Source organism: Shewanella decolorationis, assembly GCF_004354305.1.
GTDB lineage: Bacteria > Pseudomonadota > Gammaproteobacteria > Enterobacterales > Shewanellaceae > Shewanella > Shewanella decolorationis.
Genome location: NZ_CP037898.1, coordinates 2,914,785 through 2,931,558, shown reverse-complemented (window position 1 = coordinate 2,931,558; position 16,774 = coordinate 2,914,785). Strand labels below are relative to the sequence as shown.

Sequence of the window (16,774 nt, the reverse complement as noted above, 5' to 3'; positions counted from 1 at the left end):
GAATAGAAGAGGCGCGGTATGCCAGTTAAAATTCCAGATCATCTGCCTGCGGCAGGGATTTTAGAATCTGAAAATATTTTCGTCATGTCCGAGACCCGGGCAGCCAATCAAGATATCAGGCCAATGAAGGTGCTGATCCTGAATCTGATGCCCAATAAAATCGAGACAGAAACCCAGCTTCTACGCCTATTAGGTAACACGCCTTTGCAGGTGGATGTCGATTTACTGCGTATTCACGATAAAGAGTCGAAGCATACCTCAATCGATCATATGAACACCTTCTACCGTGATTTTGAGGACGTGCGCCATAAAAACTACGACGGCCTGATCATCACGGGCGCGCCCCTTGGGCAAATCGATTTCGAAGAGGTCACTTACTGGGACCATATCCGCGAGATTATCGATTGGTCACAGCAACATGTGACCTCAGTGCTCTTCCTCTGCTGGGCGGCGCACGCTGGGCTTTACCATCTCTATGGTTTAAATCGCAAAATCCTGCAGCAAAAGCGTTCTGGGGTGTTTGTGCATCGCCGCACTTGCCAACATTTCCCGCTGCTGCGCGGATTCGATGATGAGTTCTTTGCGCCGCATTCACGCTTTGCAGAGATGGATATCGAGGAACTTAAACAGCACCCAGAGCTGCAGGTACTGGCACAATCCGATGAGGCTGGGGCCTACTTAGTCCTCAGTCGTAACAATCGCAACCTGTTTGTCATGGGTCACCCCGAATACCAAAAATCTACCTTAAACGATGAATATCATCGGGATTTGGCGCAGGGATTAAATCCCAATGTGCCGCAAAACTATTATCGTAATGACGATCCTAAGGCCGATGCCATTGCTCGTTGGCACAGTCATGGCAGCCTGCTAGTCAGCAACTGGCTCAACTATTACGTTTACCAATTAACGCCCTACGACTTAAGCGATATGTCGGCGGTAACGCCATGGGAATCACAATAATTCCCTCTTCGCATTCGGCTTAGTGCATGTTTTAGCGTTTATGTTAGTGCTCTCTTAAATCGAGTGGCTTTGGCTAACCAAGGCCACTCTGCTTATCACGCTGTGTTCGCTATATCGTTTTGTAAGCTTTTTTATCCTGCCTATTTTACCTCGGTTTAAATTGATTACGGGGTTGGCAACTTCTGCCTCACCGTATTAACGCGACTTTTCACTCCCTTGACTGTAAATCCTGACTGACAATTTTTGTGGGATTTTCTCGACACATTAGACCAAGGAATACTTGCTTTACGTTCGCGTAAACGTCAGAGTGGTTTCATTGTCACTATTTATCCGCCGTTGGCGACTGTTACCGCCAAGGCACCTTTAGCTTGGAGTCCCCATGAGTACTGAACAATTTAACCAAGAGATCGTTATTGTTGCCGCTAAACGCACCCCAATGGGTGGCTTTCAAGGCAGTTTGTCTGGCGTAACGTCTCCGAGCTTAGCGGCCACCGCCATCAAAGCCCTGTTAGCCGATACCCAAGTTGCGCCTGATAAGGTCGATGAAGTGTTAATGGGCTGCGTATTGCCTGCGGGTCTTGGGCAAGCGCCAGCGCGTCAGGCGACTTTAGGTGCAGGTTTACCTCTGTCTGTAGGCGCTACGACCGTAAACAAAGTTTGTGGCTCTGGGATGAAAACCGTGATGCTTGCCCACGATTTACTCAAAGCGGGCAGTGCTAAGTTGGTAATTGCAGGTGGCATGGAAAGCATGAGCCAAGCCCCTTACTTGCTAGATAAAGCGCGCTCAGGCATGCGTATGGGTCATGGCAAGGTATTAGATCATATGTTCCTCGATGGTTTAGAAGATGCCTACACTGGTGGTGCTATGGGCACATTTGCCCAGAAAACTGCCGATGAATATGGCTTAACCCGCGAGCAAATGGACGCGTTTGCTTTAAGCTCGCTCGAAAAAGCCAATGCTGCTATTAACTCTGGTGCCTTCAAGGCGGAAATTGTACCTGTGACTGTGAGCGATCGCCGTGGTGATGTGACTATCGATACCGATGAGCAGCCAGGTAACGCCCGTCCTGAAAAAATCCCTGCACTGCGCCCAGCCTTTGCTAAAGATGGCACTATTACTGCGGCAAACTCAAGCTCAATTTCCGATGGCGCAGCGGCGCTGATGCTAACCACCCGCGCCAATGCCGAGCAGTTAGGCTTAACAGTGCTGGCCACCATCAAGGGTCATACAACCCATGCCCAGGAGCCATCACTCTTTACCACAGCGCCCGTTGGCGCTATGGCAAAACTGCTGAGCAATGTGGGTTGGTCTAAGGATGAGGTTGACCTGTTCGAAATCAACGAAGCCTTTGCCATGGTGACTATGCTGGCGGTTTCTGAATTAGGTTTAGATATGGCCAAAGTGAACGTGAACGGTGGCGCCTGTGCCTTAGGTCATCCTATCGGTTGCTCGGGTGCACGTTTGCTGGTGACCTTAATTCATGCACTTAAAGCCCGTGGGCTTAAGCGCGGCGTAGCCTCACTCTGTATCGGTGGCGGTGAAGCCACAGCTATGGCTATCGAAGTCTAATCAAAGGCTTATCGCGAATCACGGCAAAACAATCAACAAGACCAAGACTGAGCTGGCAAGGGCAAACATCCCGCTGAGGATAAATATAATATCGCACCGCCAGCTCGACCCTAAACAAGGAAAAGGATTGCAACATGACCACACAAGTTAAGCATTACATCGATGGCGAATTCACCACAGGCACTGGTACATCACAAATTGTGGTGACCAATCCCGCCAATAACGAGCCGATTGCCGTTATTAATAGTGCTACGGCCGATGAAGTCCACGCGGCCATAGCCAGTGCCAAGGCTGCTTTTAAGACGTGGAAAGAAGTACCTGTGTCTGAGCGTGCCCGTGTCATGTTGCGCTACCAACACTTGTTAAAAGAACACCACGACGAACTGGCGACTATCCTTGCCAAAGAAACCGGCAAAACCTTTGAGGATGCCAAGGGCGATGTGTGGCGCGGAATTGAAGTGGCGGAACATGCCTGCAACATTGCTTCATTACTGATGGGCGAAACCGTTGAGAACGTCGCGCGTTCAATCGATACCTACAGCTACACTCAGCCTCTTGGCGTGTGTGCGGGCATCACGCCGTTTAACTTCCCTGCGATGATCCCACTGTGGATGTTCCCACTGGCGATTGCCTGCGGTAACACATTTATCCTCAAACCATCTGAGCAAGACCCTATGACGCCGCAGCGCTTAGTTGAGCTGTTTGTTGAAGCGGGTGCGCCAAAGGGCGTATTACAGCTGGTGCATGGCGATAAAACTGCGGTCGATATCCTACTGGCCGATCCTGCGGTAAAAGCCATTTCCTTCGTTGGCTCTGTGGCTGTAGGTCAATACATCTACAAAACCGGTACCGATAACTTAAAACGAGTGCAAGCCTTTGCTGGGGCAAAAAACCACTGCGTGATCATGCCTGATGCGAATAAGCAGCAAGTGATCAACAACTTGGTCGGTGCATCGGTCGGTGCTGCGGGGCAACGCTGTATGGCGATTTCGGTCGCGGTATTTGTCGGCGCGGCTAAGGAGTGGATCCCTGAGCTCAAAGAAGCGCTGGCAAAGGTTCGCCCAGGTTTATGGGACGATAAAGAAGCGGGTTACGGCCCGCTGATTAGCCCAGCTGCTAAAGCGCGCGTGCTCAAACTTATCGCCCAAGGTAAGGAAGAGGGCGCAGAGTGTTTACTCGATGGCAGTGACTTTACTGTGGCGGGCTATGAGTCAGGTAACTGGGTCGGGCCAACCATGTTCACTAAGGTCACGACCGACATGAGCATCTACAAAGAAGAAATCTTTGGCCCAGTGCTCTGCTGTATGGAGTCCGATTCATTAGAAGAGGCCATCGAACTGGTTAACGCCAGCCCTTACGGCAATGGTACCTCTATCTTTACCGCAAGCGGCGCCGCAGCCCGTAAATATCAACACGAAATCGAAGTTGGCCAAGTCGGTATCAACGTGCCTATCCCTGTGCCATTACCTTTCTTCTCGTTCACGGGTTGGAAGGGCAGTTTCTACGGCGACCAACACGCTTACGGTAAACAAGCGGTACGTTTCTACACTGAAACTAAAACCATTACCTCTCGCTGGTTCGAGTCGGATATTACCGTGGCCGCAGGTCCAAATATGAGCATTAACTTGCGCTAAGCGGTTTAAAAACAGTTTCAACGCATTGTGAAACGGCAGGTGATTCAGTCTAAACGTGGCGCCAGTGGGCACCCATTGATGATAAGCCTGCCGATATATTCACTGTGTATTACGCAAAAGATATTGACGAAAAAATGGCCAAAGAGTCATAGGAGAGCCAAATGGATTTTAATTTCAACGAAGACCAACGCCAATTTGCCGATCTGGCCCGCCAGTTCGCGGCGGATGAACTCGCCCCCTTCGCCGCCAAATGGGACGAAGAACATCATTTCCCTAAGGATGTGATCCAAAAAGCCGGTGAGCTGGGTTTCTGCTCCCTGTATTCCCCCGAATCGGAAGGTGGCATGGGCCTGTCGCGCTTAGATTCCTCGATTATTTTCGAGGAGCTGGCAAAGGGCTGTACAGCCACCACCGCCATGCTGACGATTCACAATATGGCCACTTGGATGGTCACCACTTGGGGCACAGAGACTTTGCGTCAAGCTTGGTCTAAGCCCTTGACCACGGGTCAAATGCTGGCGTCTTACTGCTTAACTGAGCCCGGTGCGGGCTCGGATGCGGCATCACTGCAAACCAAAGCGGTGCGTGAGGGTGATGAATACGTAGTATCAGGCTCTAAGATGTTTATCTCGGGCGCCGGTTCAACTGAGCTTTTAGTCGTAATGTGCCGCACTGGCCAAGCTGGGCCAAAGGGGATTTCGGCCATTGCCATTCCTGCCGACAGTGAAGGCATTATCTATGGCAAGGCCGAAGATAAGATGGGCTGGAACGCGCAGCCGACGCGTTTAGTCACCTTCGATAACGTGCGCGTGCCCGTCGCAAACCTGCTCGGCGAAGAAGGCCAAGGCTTTACCTTTGCGATGAAAGGCTTAGACGGTGGCCGTATCAATATCGCCACTTGCTCTGTCGGTACGGCGCAGGCGGCTCTAGAGCGTGCAACTCAGTATATGAACGAACGTCAGCAATTTGGTAAGCCGCTGGCAGCTTTCCAAGCGCTGCAATTTAAGCTCGCCGATATGGCGACCGAATTAGTGGCCGCGCGGCAAATGGTGCGTCTGGCCGCCTTTAAACTCGACAGTGGCGACCCAGAAGCGACCGCCTATTGCGCGATGGCGAAGCGGTTTGCTACCGATGTAGGCTTCCAAGTTTGTGATGCCGCGCTGCAAATTCATGGCGGATATGGTTATATCAGGGAGTACCCCTTAGAGCGTCACTTCCGTGATGTTCGCGTACACCAGATTTTAGAGGGCACTAACGAAATTATGCGCCTCATTATCGCCCGTCGTTTACTCGACGAAAATGCCGGACAAATCCTTTAAGCTGTCCTGATGGGACTGTAGGATTTGGCGATAACCGATTGGAAATATAAGGGAGCCGAAACAGATGGAATATTTAGTTGAGCGTATCGAAGGCCACACGGCCATTCTGACGATGAACAATCCGCCGGCCAACACTTGGACCGCCCAGAGTTTGCAGGCGCTCAAGGCCAAAGTGCTGGAGCTCAATGCCAATAAGGACATTTACGCGCTGGTGTTAACTGGCGAGGGTAACAAGTTTTTCTCCGCGGGTGCCGATTTAAAACTGTTTAGCGACGGTGATAAGGGCAATGCAGCGAGCATGGCAAAACACTTTGGCGAAGCATTTGAAACCTTAAGCCAGTTCCGCGGCGTGTCGATTGCCGCCATTAACGGTTATGCCATGGGTGGCGGCTTAGAAGTCGCGCTGGCCTGTGATATTCGTATCGCCGAGACCCAAGCCGTGATGGCATTGCCTGAGGCTACCGTTGGCCTGCTGCCCTGTGCGGGCGGTACCCAAAACCTGACCGCTTTAGTGGGCGAAGGTTGGGCGAAACGGATGATCCTCTGCGGTGAGCGGGTGAATGCTGCCCAAGCGTTGAATTTGCGTTTAGTCGAGGAAGTGGTCGAAACGGGTGAAGCCTTAAATGCGGCGATTGCACTGGCCGCCAAAGTGGCAAATCAGAGCCCAAGCAGCGTCACAGCCTGTAAGACACTCATCCAAGCTGGGCGCCAAATGCCGCGTAGCCAAGCCTTACCGATAGAGCGTGAACTGTTTGTCGGTTTGTTCGATACTGAAGATCAGGCCGAAGGCGTGAACGCGTTTTTGGAAAAACGTAAAGCTGATTGGAAGAACCGCTAATGACAAATTTAGTAGATAAGGCTGCACACACGTCCACCACACAAAATGTGGTTTTTCAAACTTTAGCCACCGCCTCAGGTAAATTAGTTGGGGTGGTGACGCTCAATGTTGAAAAAGCCCTCAACGCCTTGGATCTCGATATGGTTCGAGCCATGACGGTGCAGCTCAATTTGTGGAAAAAAGATCCGTTAATCGCCTGTGTGGTACTCGATGGCAGTGGAGAAAAGGCGTTCTGTGCGGGTGGCGATGTGCGGGCGTTATATCACGCGTCTGTAGCCGATAAGGGACAAGTGACTGAGGTCGCTAAAGTATTCTTTGAAGAAGAATATCGTCTCGATTATCTACTACATACCTTTGGCAAACCTGTGCTGGTATGGGGCGATGGCATAGTGATGGGCGGTGGTCTGGGCCTGATGGCGGGCGCGAGTCATAGAGTCGTGACTGAAACCTCCCGTATCGCCATGCCTGAAGTCACCATCGGGCTTTATCCCGATGTGGGCGGCAGTTATTTCCTCAACCGTATGCCGGGCAAAATGGGGCTGTTTTTAGGCTTAACGGCCTATCAAATGAACGCCGCCGATGCCTGTTACGTTGGCCTTGCCGATCATTATCTCAATCGTGACGACAAAGAGCTGATGTTCGATGCCATGGCGACTCTAGATTGGAGCGACACGCCAGCGCTGAACCATCAACGACTCGACTCGATGATCAACGAACTGTCGAACCAAGTGGACATCCCTAAGGGCGATAGTTTACTGGCCGAGAGCCAAGAGATTATCGATAGGCTGATGGCGGGTAGTTTAACCGATATCGTCAGCCGTATGTCAACCTTAAGCACCGAAGAAGCCTGGTTAAATAAAGCCTGCGCGACCATGCTCGCGGGCAGCCCTATCAGTTGGCATTTGGCGTATATCCAAACCCAACTCGGCACCAAACTCAGCCTAGCACAATGTTTTAAATGGGAATTAACCGTCAGCGTGAACACCTGCGCTAAGGGCGATTTCTGTGAAGGCGTACGGGCACTGCTGATTGATAAAGACAGACAGCCCAAATGGCAATTTGCCGATGTGCAATCTGTGCCAAACAGCGTTATCGAGGACATTTTGACCTCACCTTGGGGAGAAGATCATCCCTTAAGCCAATTAAGCTAAGCCAATCGATGGCAGGTAAAGCGAGTGCTTTGCCTGCCATTTTTGTCTGTAATAACAACTATCTGGAATAATAAAGACACCAGAACACAGGAGTGATGGCATGAGTACAGTAGCATTTATCGGTTTAGGTAATATGGGCGGCCCAATGGCGGCCAATTTATTAAAAGCGGGCATGACGGTACGTGTCTTCGACTTAGTGCCAGCCGCCATGCAAGCCTTAGCCGACCAAGGCGCATTAGTGTCGAGCACGGCATGCGGCGCAGCGGCAGGGGCCAATGTGGTGATCACTATGCTGCCTGCGGGCAAGCATGTCCGAAATTTATATTTAGGCAATGGCAGCGAGAAAGGCCTACTCGACGTCGTCGCTGGCGATACCTTGCTGATTGATTGCTCGACCATTGATGCCCAAAGCGCCCAATTGGTGGCGGCCGAAGCGGCTAAGAGTGGTATAGAATTTATCGATGCGCCAGTATCGGGTGGTACTGCGGGCGCGGCGGCAGGCACCTTGACCTTTATCTGTGGCGGTTCGGATATCGCCTTTGAGCGCGCGCAACCTGTACTTAACGCTATGGGCAAGAATATCTTCCATGCGGGCGGCGCAGGAGCTGGTCAGGTCGCTAAAATCTGCAACAACATGCTGCTATCTGTGTTGATGGTGGGGACTTCTGAGGCGCTGCAAATGGGGATAGACCATGGTCTCGACCCTAAAGTGCTGTCGGACATTATGAAGGTCAGCAGCGGCGGTAACTGGACGTTAGAGAAGTACAATCCTTGCCCAGGCGTGATGGAGAATGTGCCTTCTTCTAAGGGCTATCAGGGCGGCTTTATGGTAGATTTGATGGTTAAAGATCTCGGCCTCTCCCAAGAAGCCGCATTATTGAGCAATTCGAGTACACCGATGGGCTCACTCGCACGCAGCTTGTATGTGAATCATGCAAGACAAGGCAATGGTCGCCGAGACTTCTCCAGTATTTTTGAACAATTTGCACCACTTAAAAAATAGATAAACAAGGGATAACCAGATGGATTTAAAAGATAAGGTTGTCGTCATCACTGGCGGCGCGGGTGGTTTAGGCTTAGCAATGGCGCACAATTTTGCGCAGGCGGGCGCTAAGTTGGCGCTGATCGATGTGGATCAAGAAAAACTCGAACGCGCCTGTGCCGATTTAGGCTCAGCCACCGAAGTCCAAGGTTATGCGTTAGATATTACCGACGAAGAAGATGTGGTCGCAGGTTTTGCTTACATATTGGAAGATTTCGGCAAAATTAACGTATTAGTGAATAACGCCGGCATACTGCGCGATGGCATGTTAGTCAAAGCCAAAGACGGCAAAGTGACTGACCGTATGTCATTCGACCAATTCCAATCGGTGATCAATGTTAACCTCACTGGCACCTTCCTCTGTGGCCGTGAGGCGGCAGCGGCGATGATCGAATCGGGTCAAGCTGGGGTGATTGTCAACATTTCTAGCCTGGCCAAAGCGGGTAACGTAGGCCAATCTAACTACGCAGCCTCTAAAGCGGGTGTGGCGGCCATGTCTGTGGGCTGGGCAAAAGAGTTAGCCCGTTACAATATCCGTAGCGCAGCGGTGGCACCAGGGGTGATTGCCACTGAAATGACGGCGGCGATGAAGCCAGAAGCGCTTGAGCGTTTAGAGAAGCTCGTGCCCGTTGGACGTTTAGGCCAAGCGGAGGAGATAGCCTCTACCGTACGCTTTATCATCGAAAACGATTATGTAAATGGTCGTGTCTTTGAAGTAGATGGCGGTATCCGTCTGTAATATGGTATCTTATTGATATTAAACAAAACCGAGCATTTGCTCGGTTTTTTATTGGGTAAAGATAAGCGTATTAAAAGCGATTTTAGTGCTGCTCAATGGTGGAACGGAGTTGACATTTACTGGCTATCCTTCAACAATCGCACTCCACTTTTTTTACATAACTTTACAAATAGGGTTGACATTATAGTGACGGAGTTGATTATCTGAATGTCATGGCAGGATAAGGCCCTTTGGCTTGAAAAAATCACTAAGCGCATGATGTTAATCGTCGGTGCCTTAGGTGTCATAGTGATCTACGGCGGCTTCTTCTTTCTTCTCTTCACAGGTCGTTCGGTCGCGGTGATACCGTGGTTTTTTCTGCTGTCACCTTGGATTTGTATTTACTTTGGTCTCACGCAAGTGCAGCAGGCCAATGTCATCAAGTGGTTTATCAAAAAAGTAAAAAAATAAGCCCGCAAAGGGCAGTGGCATATTTCGGTTTGTTGAGTTAGCAAACTTGGGGAATACAATGGATTTAGGACGCTATTTACCATATCTGCTGAGTACAGTTTTGCTGCTAGGCGGGTGTGAGCGTACGGATACACAAGATTCAAGTGCCAAGGAAAATGGCGATATTAAAGTTGCACCCTATGGCAGCTGGCAATCACCCTTGTCTGCGGCCGAGGTGTTTGAACAGGCCGATGATATTGCCGAGCTGCAAAGTGTTGGCAATGCAATTTATTTTGCTGAATCCAGTGGTCGAGCTCAAGGTAAAGTTGGTATTAAACGCCTCGATGGCCTCGGTAAAGTGACCGAAGTAGTTCCCCCCGATTTTAATGTTAGATCTACCGTGCATGAGTATGGCGGCGCCGCATTCTTAGGCATAGGCCAGAGCTTGTTTGCCACTAAATTGCAGGATCAGCTGTTTTACCGTTTCGCCCCGAATCAGCCACCATTGCCGTTAACCCCCAATGGCACTCGCCATGCCGATTGTGTGGCGTATCCCAAGGGCTCACGGATTATTTGTGTGCGTGAAGACCACCGTCAGGGCGGCGAACCGAAAGCCAGCCTAGTGACCATCAATCTTAACTTTGCCGGAGAAGGCGATACCTTTGTCACTGGCCATGACTTTATTTCTTCCCCCACAATTTCCCCCGATAACACGCAATTGGCGTGGATCACTTGGGAACATCCCTATATGCCTTGGGATAACAGCGTGCTTTGGCTTGGGGATCTTGACCGTAAGGGGCAGTTAAAAAATATTCGTAAGGTGAATACGCCCAAGGATTCTTCGGTAACTCAGCCCTTATTCGGCCCCGACGGCAACTTATATGTGGTGTCCGATCTCAGTAACTGGTGGAACATTTACCGCGTGACGCCACAAGAAACTTTAGCGCCAGTGCTAAGTAAAAATGCCGAGTTTGCCGTACCCGATTGGCGCTTAGGTAACCATAACTACGCCTTCGAAAATGCCTCAACTTTAATTGCCAGCTATGTCGAAGGCAATCGAGCTGCATTGCTGCGAATGCACTTAGATTCGGGATTGACTGAATCACTTGCCGTTGATTTTGCTGAGATTACTCAGGTGGTGAAGGGCGAAGATGGGGTTTATTTTGTCGGCGCTAAGGCGACGCCAGAGAAGGGCATTTATCGAGTTGTCGGCCGTGGCACTGAGTTAGTTTATGCCCCTGCGCTGCCGAATCTTGACCCGAATTACGTGTCGCGGGCGAAAAATATCGCCTTCGCAACGGATAAAAATCAGCAAGCCTATGGTTATTTTTATGGTCCGGTGAATCCCAATTACATCGCCCCCCACGAGACAAGGCCGCCGCTTATTGTGATGTTACATGGCGGGCCGACGGCGCGGGCTTCACTGGCCTATCGCAGTGAAATCCAGTTTTGGACCAGCCGCGGCTTTGCCGTGTTGGATTTAAACTTCCGTGGCAGCAGTGGTTTTGGCCGCGCCTATCGCCAGAGCCTGTATGGCAAATGGGGGGAAAGCGATGTGGAAGATGCGGTCAATGCGGCTAAGTATTTAGTGGCTAAGGGCTGGGTCGATGCCAATAAGCTGGCGATCCGTGGGATCAGCGCTGGTGGCTTAACCGTCATGTCTTCCTTGGCGTTTTATGATGTGTTTCAAGCGGGCGTGAGCTATGAGGGGATCAGCGATTTTGAGCAGCTCGCTAAGGGAACCCATAAGTTTGAGTCGGGTTATTTAGATCAACTTATCGGCCCCTATCCAGAGAAGAAGGAACGCTACCGCGAGTTATCGCCACTCAATCACTTAGATGGTTTGAATGAACCTTTGCTGATTTTCCAAGGCTTGAGAAACAAGATAGTGCCAACGGCGCAGTCGCGGCAAATTTATGAGGCACTGAAAGCCAAAGGCGTGCCGACGGCCTATATCGACTATGGTGATGATTCCGACGAGGGGCGAACACCTGAGCATAAAGCCGCCGGTTTAGAAACCGAGTTAGCCTTTTATGGCCAAGTTTTTCACTTTACCCCAGCGGGCAAATTACCCACATTAGCCCTCGATAATGTGATGGCGCTGAAGCATTAAAACCTTAGTGATAACGCCTCAGAGTTCGCGATAACCCATAAAAAAGCCTGCATCCAAGCAGGCTTTTTTATGGCTGCTTGTTAATGCAGATGATTAAGCATTTAGTGCTGGTGGTTAAGGCTATCAATAATCGCGCAGTGAGGTTGCTCGCCACCTTGGCACTCGCTGACCATTTGCTGTAACTGGCTGCGAAGATTCTGCAATTTACCAATTTGCCCCTCTACATAGGCCAAATGGTTGCGGGTGAGTTGCTTCACATCTTCGGCATTGCGGCTATCGTTATTGCGAAGGCCAAGCAGGAGTTTGCAATCCTCAAGACTAAAACCTAAGTCGCGGCACTGGTGGACAAATTTCAGCGATTCGATATCCCGATGGCGATACACCCTGTATCCCGCCTCGTTACGCTCACCGCAGACAAGGCCGATATCGTGGTAATAGCGTATGCTTTTGACACTTAACCCTGTGTGCTTCGCGACTTCACCAATTTTCATACTGACCTCGGTTCTTATCTGTTCTAAAGACTCATGCAGACAAGTGTGATACTCGCCACACAAACACCCTTGACTCTCCCGTGATGGGAGACTTTATCTTAACCCTATAGCGGTTAAGTTCAAGTGAGGGATCTTCTATGTCGCAGATAAAACTCTATGTTGCCACCATGAATTGTGCAGGCTGTGTGGCCAAAATTGAAAAGGCCTTCGCGGCCGAGCCGAATGTGAGTGCCCGTATCAATCTCGCCGATAAACAAGTGACTGTGGGTGGCAAGATGAGCAGCGATACGGCGCTGGCAGTGATGGATAAGGCGGGTTATCCCGCCCAGTTGATTGTGGACGCAAAGGCGGCCGCAGAGGAAAAACGGGTCGAGGATGCGGTGGAGTATCGCCTGCGGATGCGTCAGGCCATCGCCGCGCTCGCTGTCGGTATTCCTATGATGTTATGGGGATTACTGGGCGGCGAAATGATGATTAATCGCCCTAGTATGCAGCTTGGCTGGGGCATTATGGGCTTAGTTACCCTAGCACTTTTAGTCGGTACCGGGCGCCATTTCTATCAGGGAATGTGGCGCGCGCTTAAAGCCAAAACCACCAATATGGATACCTTAATCGTGTTAGGTACCAGCACGGCATGGGTCTATTCCATGCTGGTGGTGCTTATCCCGAGTGCTTTTCCCATGGACACTCGCCACGTGTACTTTGAGGCGAGCGTGATGATTTTAGGCTTAATTAACTTAGGCCACGCCCTCGAACTTAAAGCTCGGGGTAAGACCAGCGAAGCGGTGCAGCGCTTGCTAGGCCTGCAATCTTCTACCGCGATTCGTATTGGTGAAAATGGTGATGAAGAGGTGGAAATCGACCAGCTTAAACTGGGGGATAAACTCAGACTTCGCCCCGGCGACAGGGTAGCACTCGATGGCGTGGTAGAGTCCGGCCAGTCATTACTCGATGAGGCCATGCTGACGGGCGAACCTATTCCTGTGCCTAAGCATGTTGGCGATAATCTCAGTGCGGGAACTGTCAATGGTAACGGCAGTTTAGTCTACCGAGTGACCGCTGGGCAGCAGGATACGCGCCTTGCCAAAATCATCGCACTGGTGCAGGAGGCGCAAACCTCAAAGATGCCGATTGGCCGTCTGGCCGATAAAATTTCGGCGGTGTTTGTACCAACAGTTGTGGTTATCGCCTTACTCGCAGCGGCGATTTGGTATCTTGTTGGGCCAGAACCCGCGCTCAGTCATGCGCTTGTGGTGCTCACCAGCGTGCTGATCATCGCCTGTCCCTGTGCCTTAGGCTTAGCCACACCTATGTCTATCATGGTGTCCGTTGGCCGCGCCGCTCAAATGGGCGTCTTGGTTAAAAATGGTGAGGCACTGCAAAGCGCCAGCAAGGTCGATTGTGTAGTGCTGGATAAAACCGGCACTGTGACTCAGGGCAAACCCCAAGTGACTGATATCCATTGGATTGAGACTAATGATCAAGCGCTCAGTGATGAAGACAAGCGCGCGCTGCTTGGCGCTATCGCCAGTCTTGAGCAGCATTCAGAGCATCCGCTAGCTAGCGCAATAGTCAGCTATGTTAAGCAAGCCTCGATTCCATTACCCGCAACCGAGATTTTTACCAATCATCAGGGCAAAGGCATCGAAGGGCGAGTCGATGGCGCCGACTTTTTAGTGGGTAATCAAGCCTTAATGGCGGCATTTGATGTGCAGTCAGGGGAGGGCGTGACAGACAACCACTCAGGCTTTGTGGTAGAAGCCGCCGCGCAATTTGCCAAACAGGGCAAGACGGCGATTTATGTTGCCAAGGCGGGCAAGTTAGTGGCCACTATCGCCATTGCCGATCCGATCAAGGCCGACGCTAAAGCTGCGATCAGCGCGATACGTTCACAGGGGATTCGCGTAGTGCTGCTGACCGGCGATAATCCGCAAACGGCGCAGGCTGTGGCTGCTCAAGTGGGCATAGAGGAAGTGATAGCGGGTGTGTTACCCGAGCAAAAACAGCAGCATATTAAAGCCTTACAACAGCAAGGCCATGTGGTTGCCATGGTGGGGGACGGTATCAACGATGCGCCTGCCCTGATGAGCGCCGATGTGGGGATCGCCATGGGATCGGGCACTGAGGTGGCTATCGAAAGCGCGGATATGACTCTACTGTCCCATCAGCTGATAGTGATTGCTAACTTATTGGCACTTTCCCGCGCGACCATTCGCAATATTAAACAGAACCTGTTTGGGGCTTTTATCTACAACAGTTTAGGTATCCCAGTGGCGGCGGGCGTCTTGTATCCGCTTACGGGTATGCTGTTAAGTCCTGTGATTGCAGGGGCGGCGATGGCGCTGTCTTCCTTAACAGTGGTCACCAATGCGAACCGGTTAAGACAGCAAAAATTGTAACGCTCCTTCAATAACACTTTGCCTCGCTAAATCGTGGGGCAGTGAGTAAGCACTCCCGACACAGCTCGTATTTTGCGGGCTGTATTGTTTGAACATAAATCTACACTTCAGCCTACACACCTGTACAAACCTTGCATTTCCTTCATATCTAAATAGCTAATCACTTTGCGGATTCATCCTGCTGTCATCCAATTCCATTAGCTTGAATCATCCGGTAAAAATGTTGCTGAAATAAGCCGTTAGCTTAGATTCATATCAACACTTAAATAAGCCTTCTAGCCCGTTATTTTGCTTGACGATTCGCGGCTAAGTAGGCCTTTTTAGTTGATAATTTAGCCCAAACTGCTATAGTGCCACGTTTATTTTTACCCCCTCAGGTTAGACAGCTTGGCTTTCGCAAATAGGTTTATACTTAGTTGCCTTGCCAGACGTCCGGCCAACCTAACTCGATTTGGAAGTTCATTTTGATCACTACAGCGAATATCACCATGCAGTTTGGCTCTAAGCCACTGTTTGAAAACATCTCAGTTAAATTCGGCGGCGGTAACCGTTACGGTCTTATCGGTGCGAACGGCTGCGGTAAATCAACCTTCATGAAGATCCTTTGCGGTGATCTAGAGCCGAGCAGCGGTAACGTATCCTTAGACGTCAACGAGCGTCTGGGTAAGTTAAGCCAGAACCAATTCGGTTATGAGGAATTTACCCTCATCGACACAGTGATCATGGGCCACCGTGAACTGTGGAAGGTGAAGCAAGAGCGTGACCGTATTTATTCTCTGCCAGAAATGAGCGAAGAAGACGGCATTGCTGTGGCAAACCTTGAGATGGAATTTGCCGAAATGGACGGTTACACCGCAGAATCTCGCGCCGGTGAACTCTTGCTCGGTGTCGGTATTGGTATCGAAAGCCATTTCGGTCTGATGTCTGAAATCGCTCCAGGTTTAAAACTGCGGGTGTTATTAGCTCAAGCGCTGTTCTCAGACCCAGACGTACTGCTGCTCGACGAACCCACCAACAACTTGGACATTGACACCATCCGCTGGTTACAGGACGTACTGAACCAACGCGACAGCACCATGATCATCATTTCGCACGACCGTTACTTCTTAAACTCAGTCTGTACCCATATGGCAGACTTAGACTACGGTGAACTGCGCGTTTACCCAGGTAACTACGACGAATACATGCAAGCGGCCTCTCAGGCCCGTGAGCGTCTGCTGGCCGACAACGCTAAGAAGAAAGCGCAAATCTCTGAGCTGCAAACCTTCGTGGCGCGCTTCTCTGCTAACGCTTCTAAGGCAAAACAAGCGACTTCTCGCGCCCGTCAAATCGATAAGATTAAGCTGGAAGAAGTTAAAGCCTCTAGCCGCGTTAACCCATTCATTCGTTTCGATCAGGAAAAGAAACTGTTCCGTAATGCATTAGTGGTTGAAAACTTAGCCAAAGGTTACGACACTCCGCTGTTTAAAGACTTAAACCTTATCGTCGAAGTGGGTGAGCGTATCGCCATTCTTGGTGAGAACGGTGTGGGTAAAACGACCTTACTGCGTACCTTAATCCATGATATTCCTCAGGATGAAGGCCATATCCAATGGTCTGAAAACAGCAACATCGGTTACTACGCTCAGGACCATGAGTCAGACTTTGCCAATGACATGACCCTCTTTGAGTGGATGAGCCAATGGCGTAAACCAGAGGATGACGACCAAGCGGTACGTGGTATTTTAGGCCGTATGCTGTTCAGCGCCGACGACATCAAAAAGTCAGTCAAAGTGCTGTCGGGTGGTGAAAAGGGGCGTATGTTATTTGGTAAGCTCATCATGCAAAAGCCAAATATCCTGATGCTCGACGAACCAACCAACCACATGGATATGGAATCGATCGAATCATTAAACAACGCATTGGAAAAATACGAAGGCACTTTACTGTTTGTGAGCCACGACCGCGCATTCGTATCGTCACTGGCCAACCGTATCCTTGAAATCACCCCGAACGGTGTGAATGACTTCAAGGGCACCTACGATGAGTTCCTTGCGAGCAAGGGCATCGAAGGCTAATCACTGGTTTTGCCTTAAATATTCAGATAAAA

Annotated in this window: 13 protein-coding genes; 12 read left to right on the top strand and 1 reads right to left on the bottom strand. The window is 50.5% G+C overall.

All coding sequences use genetic code 11. The annotated features are described in order from the left end of the window. The first annotated feature begins 18 nt into the window (after nucleotides 1–18). From metA to EYR25_RS13260, 10 genes are all read left to right on the top strand, one after another. Nucleotides 19–960: a homoserine O-acetyltransferase MetA gene (metA, locus tag EYR25_RS13305; protein ID WP_023267423.1), complete on the top strand. Its 942-nt coding sequence runs from the start codon at nucleotides 19–21 to the stop codon at nucleotides 958–960. A 379-nt stretch (nucleotides 961–1,339) separates the two neighbouring features. Next, nucleotides 1,340–2,530, top strand: coding sequence for a thiolase family protein (locus EYR25_RS13300; RefSeq protein WP_023267424.1), 1,191 nt, complete (start codon nucleotides 1,340–1,342; stop codon nucleotides 2,528–2,530). Nucleotides 2,531–2,664: 134 nt separating this feature from the next. Continuing rightward, nucleotides 2,665–4,164: a CoA-acylating methylmalonate-semialdehyde dehydrogenase gene (locus EYR25_RS13295; protein ID WP_023267425.1), complete on the top strand. Its 1,500-nt coding sequence runs from the start codon at nucleotides 2,665–2,667 to the stop codon at nucleotides 4,162–4,164. A gap of 161 nt (nucleotides 4,165–4,325) precedes the next feature. After that, on the top strand, nucleotides 4,326–5,483 hold the full coding sequence (locus tag EYR25_RS13290; protein ID WP_133180662.1) for an acyl-CoA dehydrogenase family protein: 1,158 nt from the start codon (nucleotides 4,326–4,328) through the stop codon (nucleotides 5,481–5,483). A gap of 64 nt (nucleotides 5,484–5,547) precedes the next feature. Further along, nucleotides 5,548–6,321, top strand: a complete 774-nt coding sequence (locus EYR25_RS13285; protein WP_011623346.1) for an enoyl-CoA hydratase — start codon at nucleotides 5,548–5,550, stop codon at nucleotides 6,319–6,321. Continuing rightward, the gene (locus tag EYR25_RS13280) at nucleotides 6,321–7,472 is read left to right on the top strand and encodes an enoyl-CoA hydratase/isomerase family protein (protein ID WP_133180660.1); all 1,152 of its coding nucleotides are present in this window, start codon (nucleotides 6,321–6,323) and stop codon (nucleotides 7,470–7,472) included. The genes EYR25_RS13285 and EYR25_RS13280 overlap by 1 nt, the downstream gene beginning before the upstream one ends. Before the next feature lie 100 nt (nucleotides 7,473–7,572). Then, nucleotides 7,573–8,475, top strand: a complete 903-nt coding sequence (gene mmsB, locus EYR25_RS13275) for a 3-hydroxyisobutyrate dehydrogenase (RefSeq protein ID WP_047539148.1) — start codon at nucleotides 7,573–7,575, stop codon at nucleotides 8,473–8,475. A gap of 19 nt (nucleotides 8,476–8,494) precedes the next feature. After that, complete coding sequence (locus tag EYR25_RS13270) at nucleotides 8,495–9,253, top strand: SDR family oxidoreductase (protein ID WP_011717645.1); 759 nt, start codon at nucleotides 8,495–8,497, stop codon at nucleotides 9,251–9,253. Between the two features lie 207 nt (nucleotides 9,254–9,460). After that, nucleotides 9,461–9,703: a hypothetical protein gene (locus EYR25_RS13265; RefSeq protein WP_023267429.1), complete on the top strand. Its 243-nt coding sequence runs from the start codon at nucleotides 9,461–9,463 to the stop codon at nucleotides 9,701–9,703. 58 nt (nucleotides 9,704–9,761) lie between these two features. Next, the gene (locus tag EYR25_RS13260; RefSeq protein ID WP_133180658.1) at nucleotides 9,762–11,795 is read left to right on the top strand and encodes a S9 family peptidase; all 2,034 of its coding nucleotides are present in this window, start codon (nucleotides 9,762–9,764) and stop codon (nucleotides 11,793–11,795) included. 101 nt (nucleotides 11,796–11,896) lie between these two features. Here EYR25_RS13260 and EYR25_RS13255 read toward each other — a convergent pair whose 3' ends face one another. Next, the gene (locus EYR25_RS13255; protein WP_133180655.1) at nucleotides 11,897–12,286 is read right to left on the bottom strand and encodes a MerR family DNA-binding protein; all 390 of its coding nucleotides are present in this window, start codon (nucleotides 12,284–12,286) and stop codon (nucleotides 11,897–11,899) included. A 137-nt stretch (nucleotides 12,287–12,423) separates the two neighbouring features. Between EYR25_RS13255 and EYR25_RS13250 the strand changes: the two genes are divergently transcribed. Both EYR25_RS13250 and EYR25_RS13245 read left to right on the top strand, forming a co-directional pair. Beyond that, nucleotides 12,424–14,685, top strand: a complete 2,262-nt coding sequence (locus EYR25_RS13250) for a heavy metal translocating P-type ATPase (RefSeq protein ID WP_133180653.1) — start codon at nucleotides 12,424–12,426, stop codon at nucleotides 14,683–14,685. Nucleotides 14,686–15,149: 464 nt separating this feature from the next. After that, nucleotides 15,150–16,742, top strand: coding sequence for an ABC-F family ATPase (locus EYR25_RS13245; RefSeq protein WP_084294883.1), 1,593 nt, complete (start codon nucleotides 15,150–15,152; stop codon nucleotides 16,740–16,742). The last annotated feature ends 32 nt before the right edge of the window (nucleotides 16,743–16,774 follow it).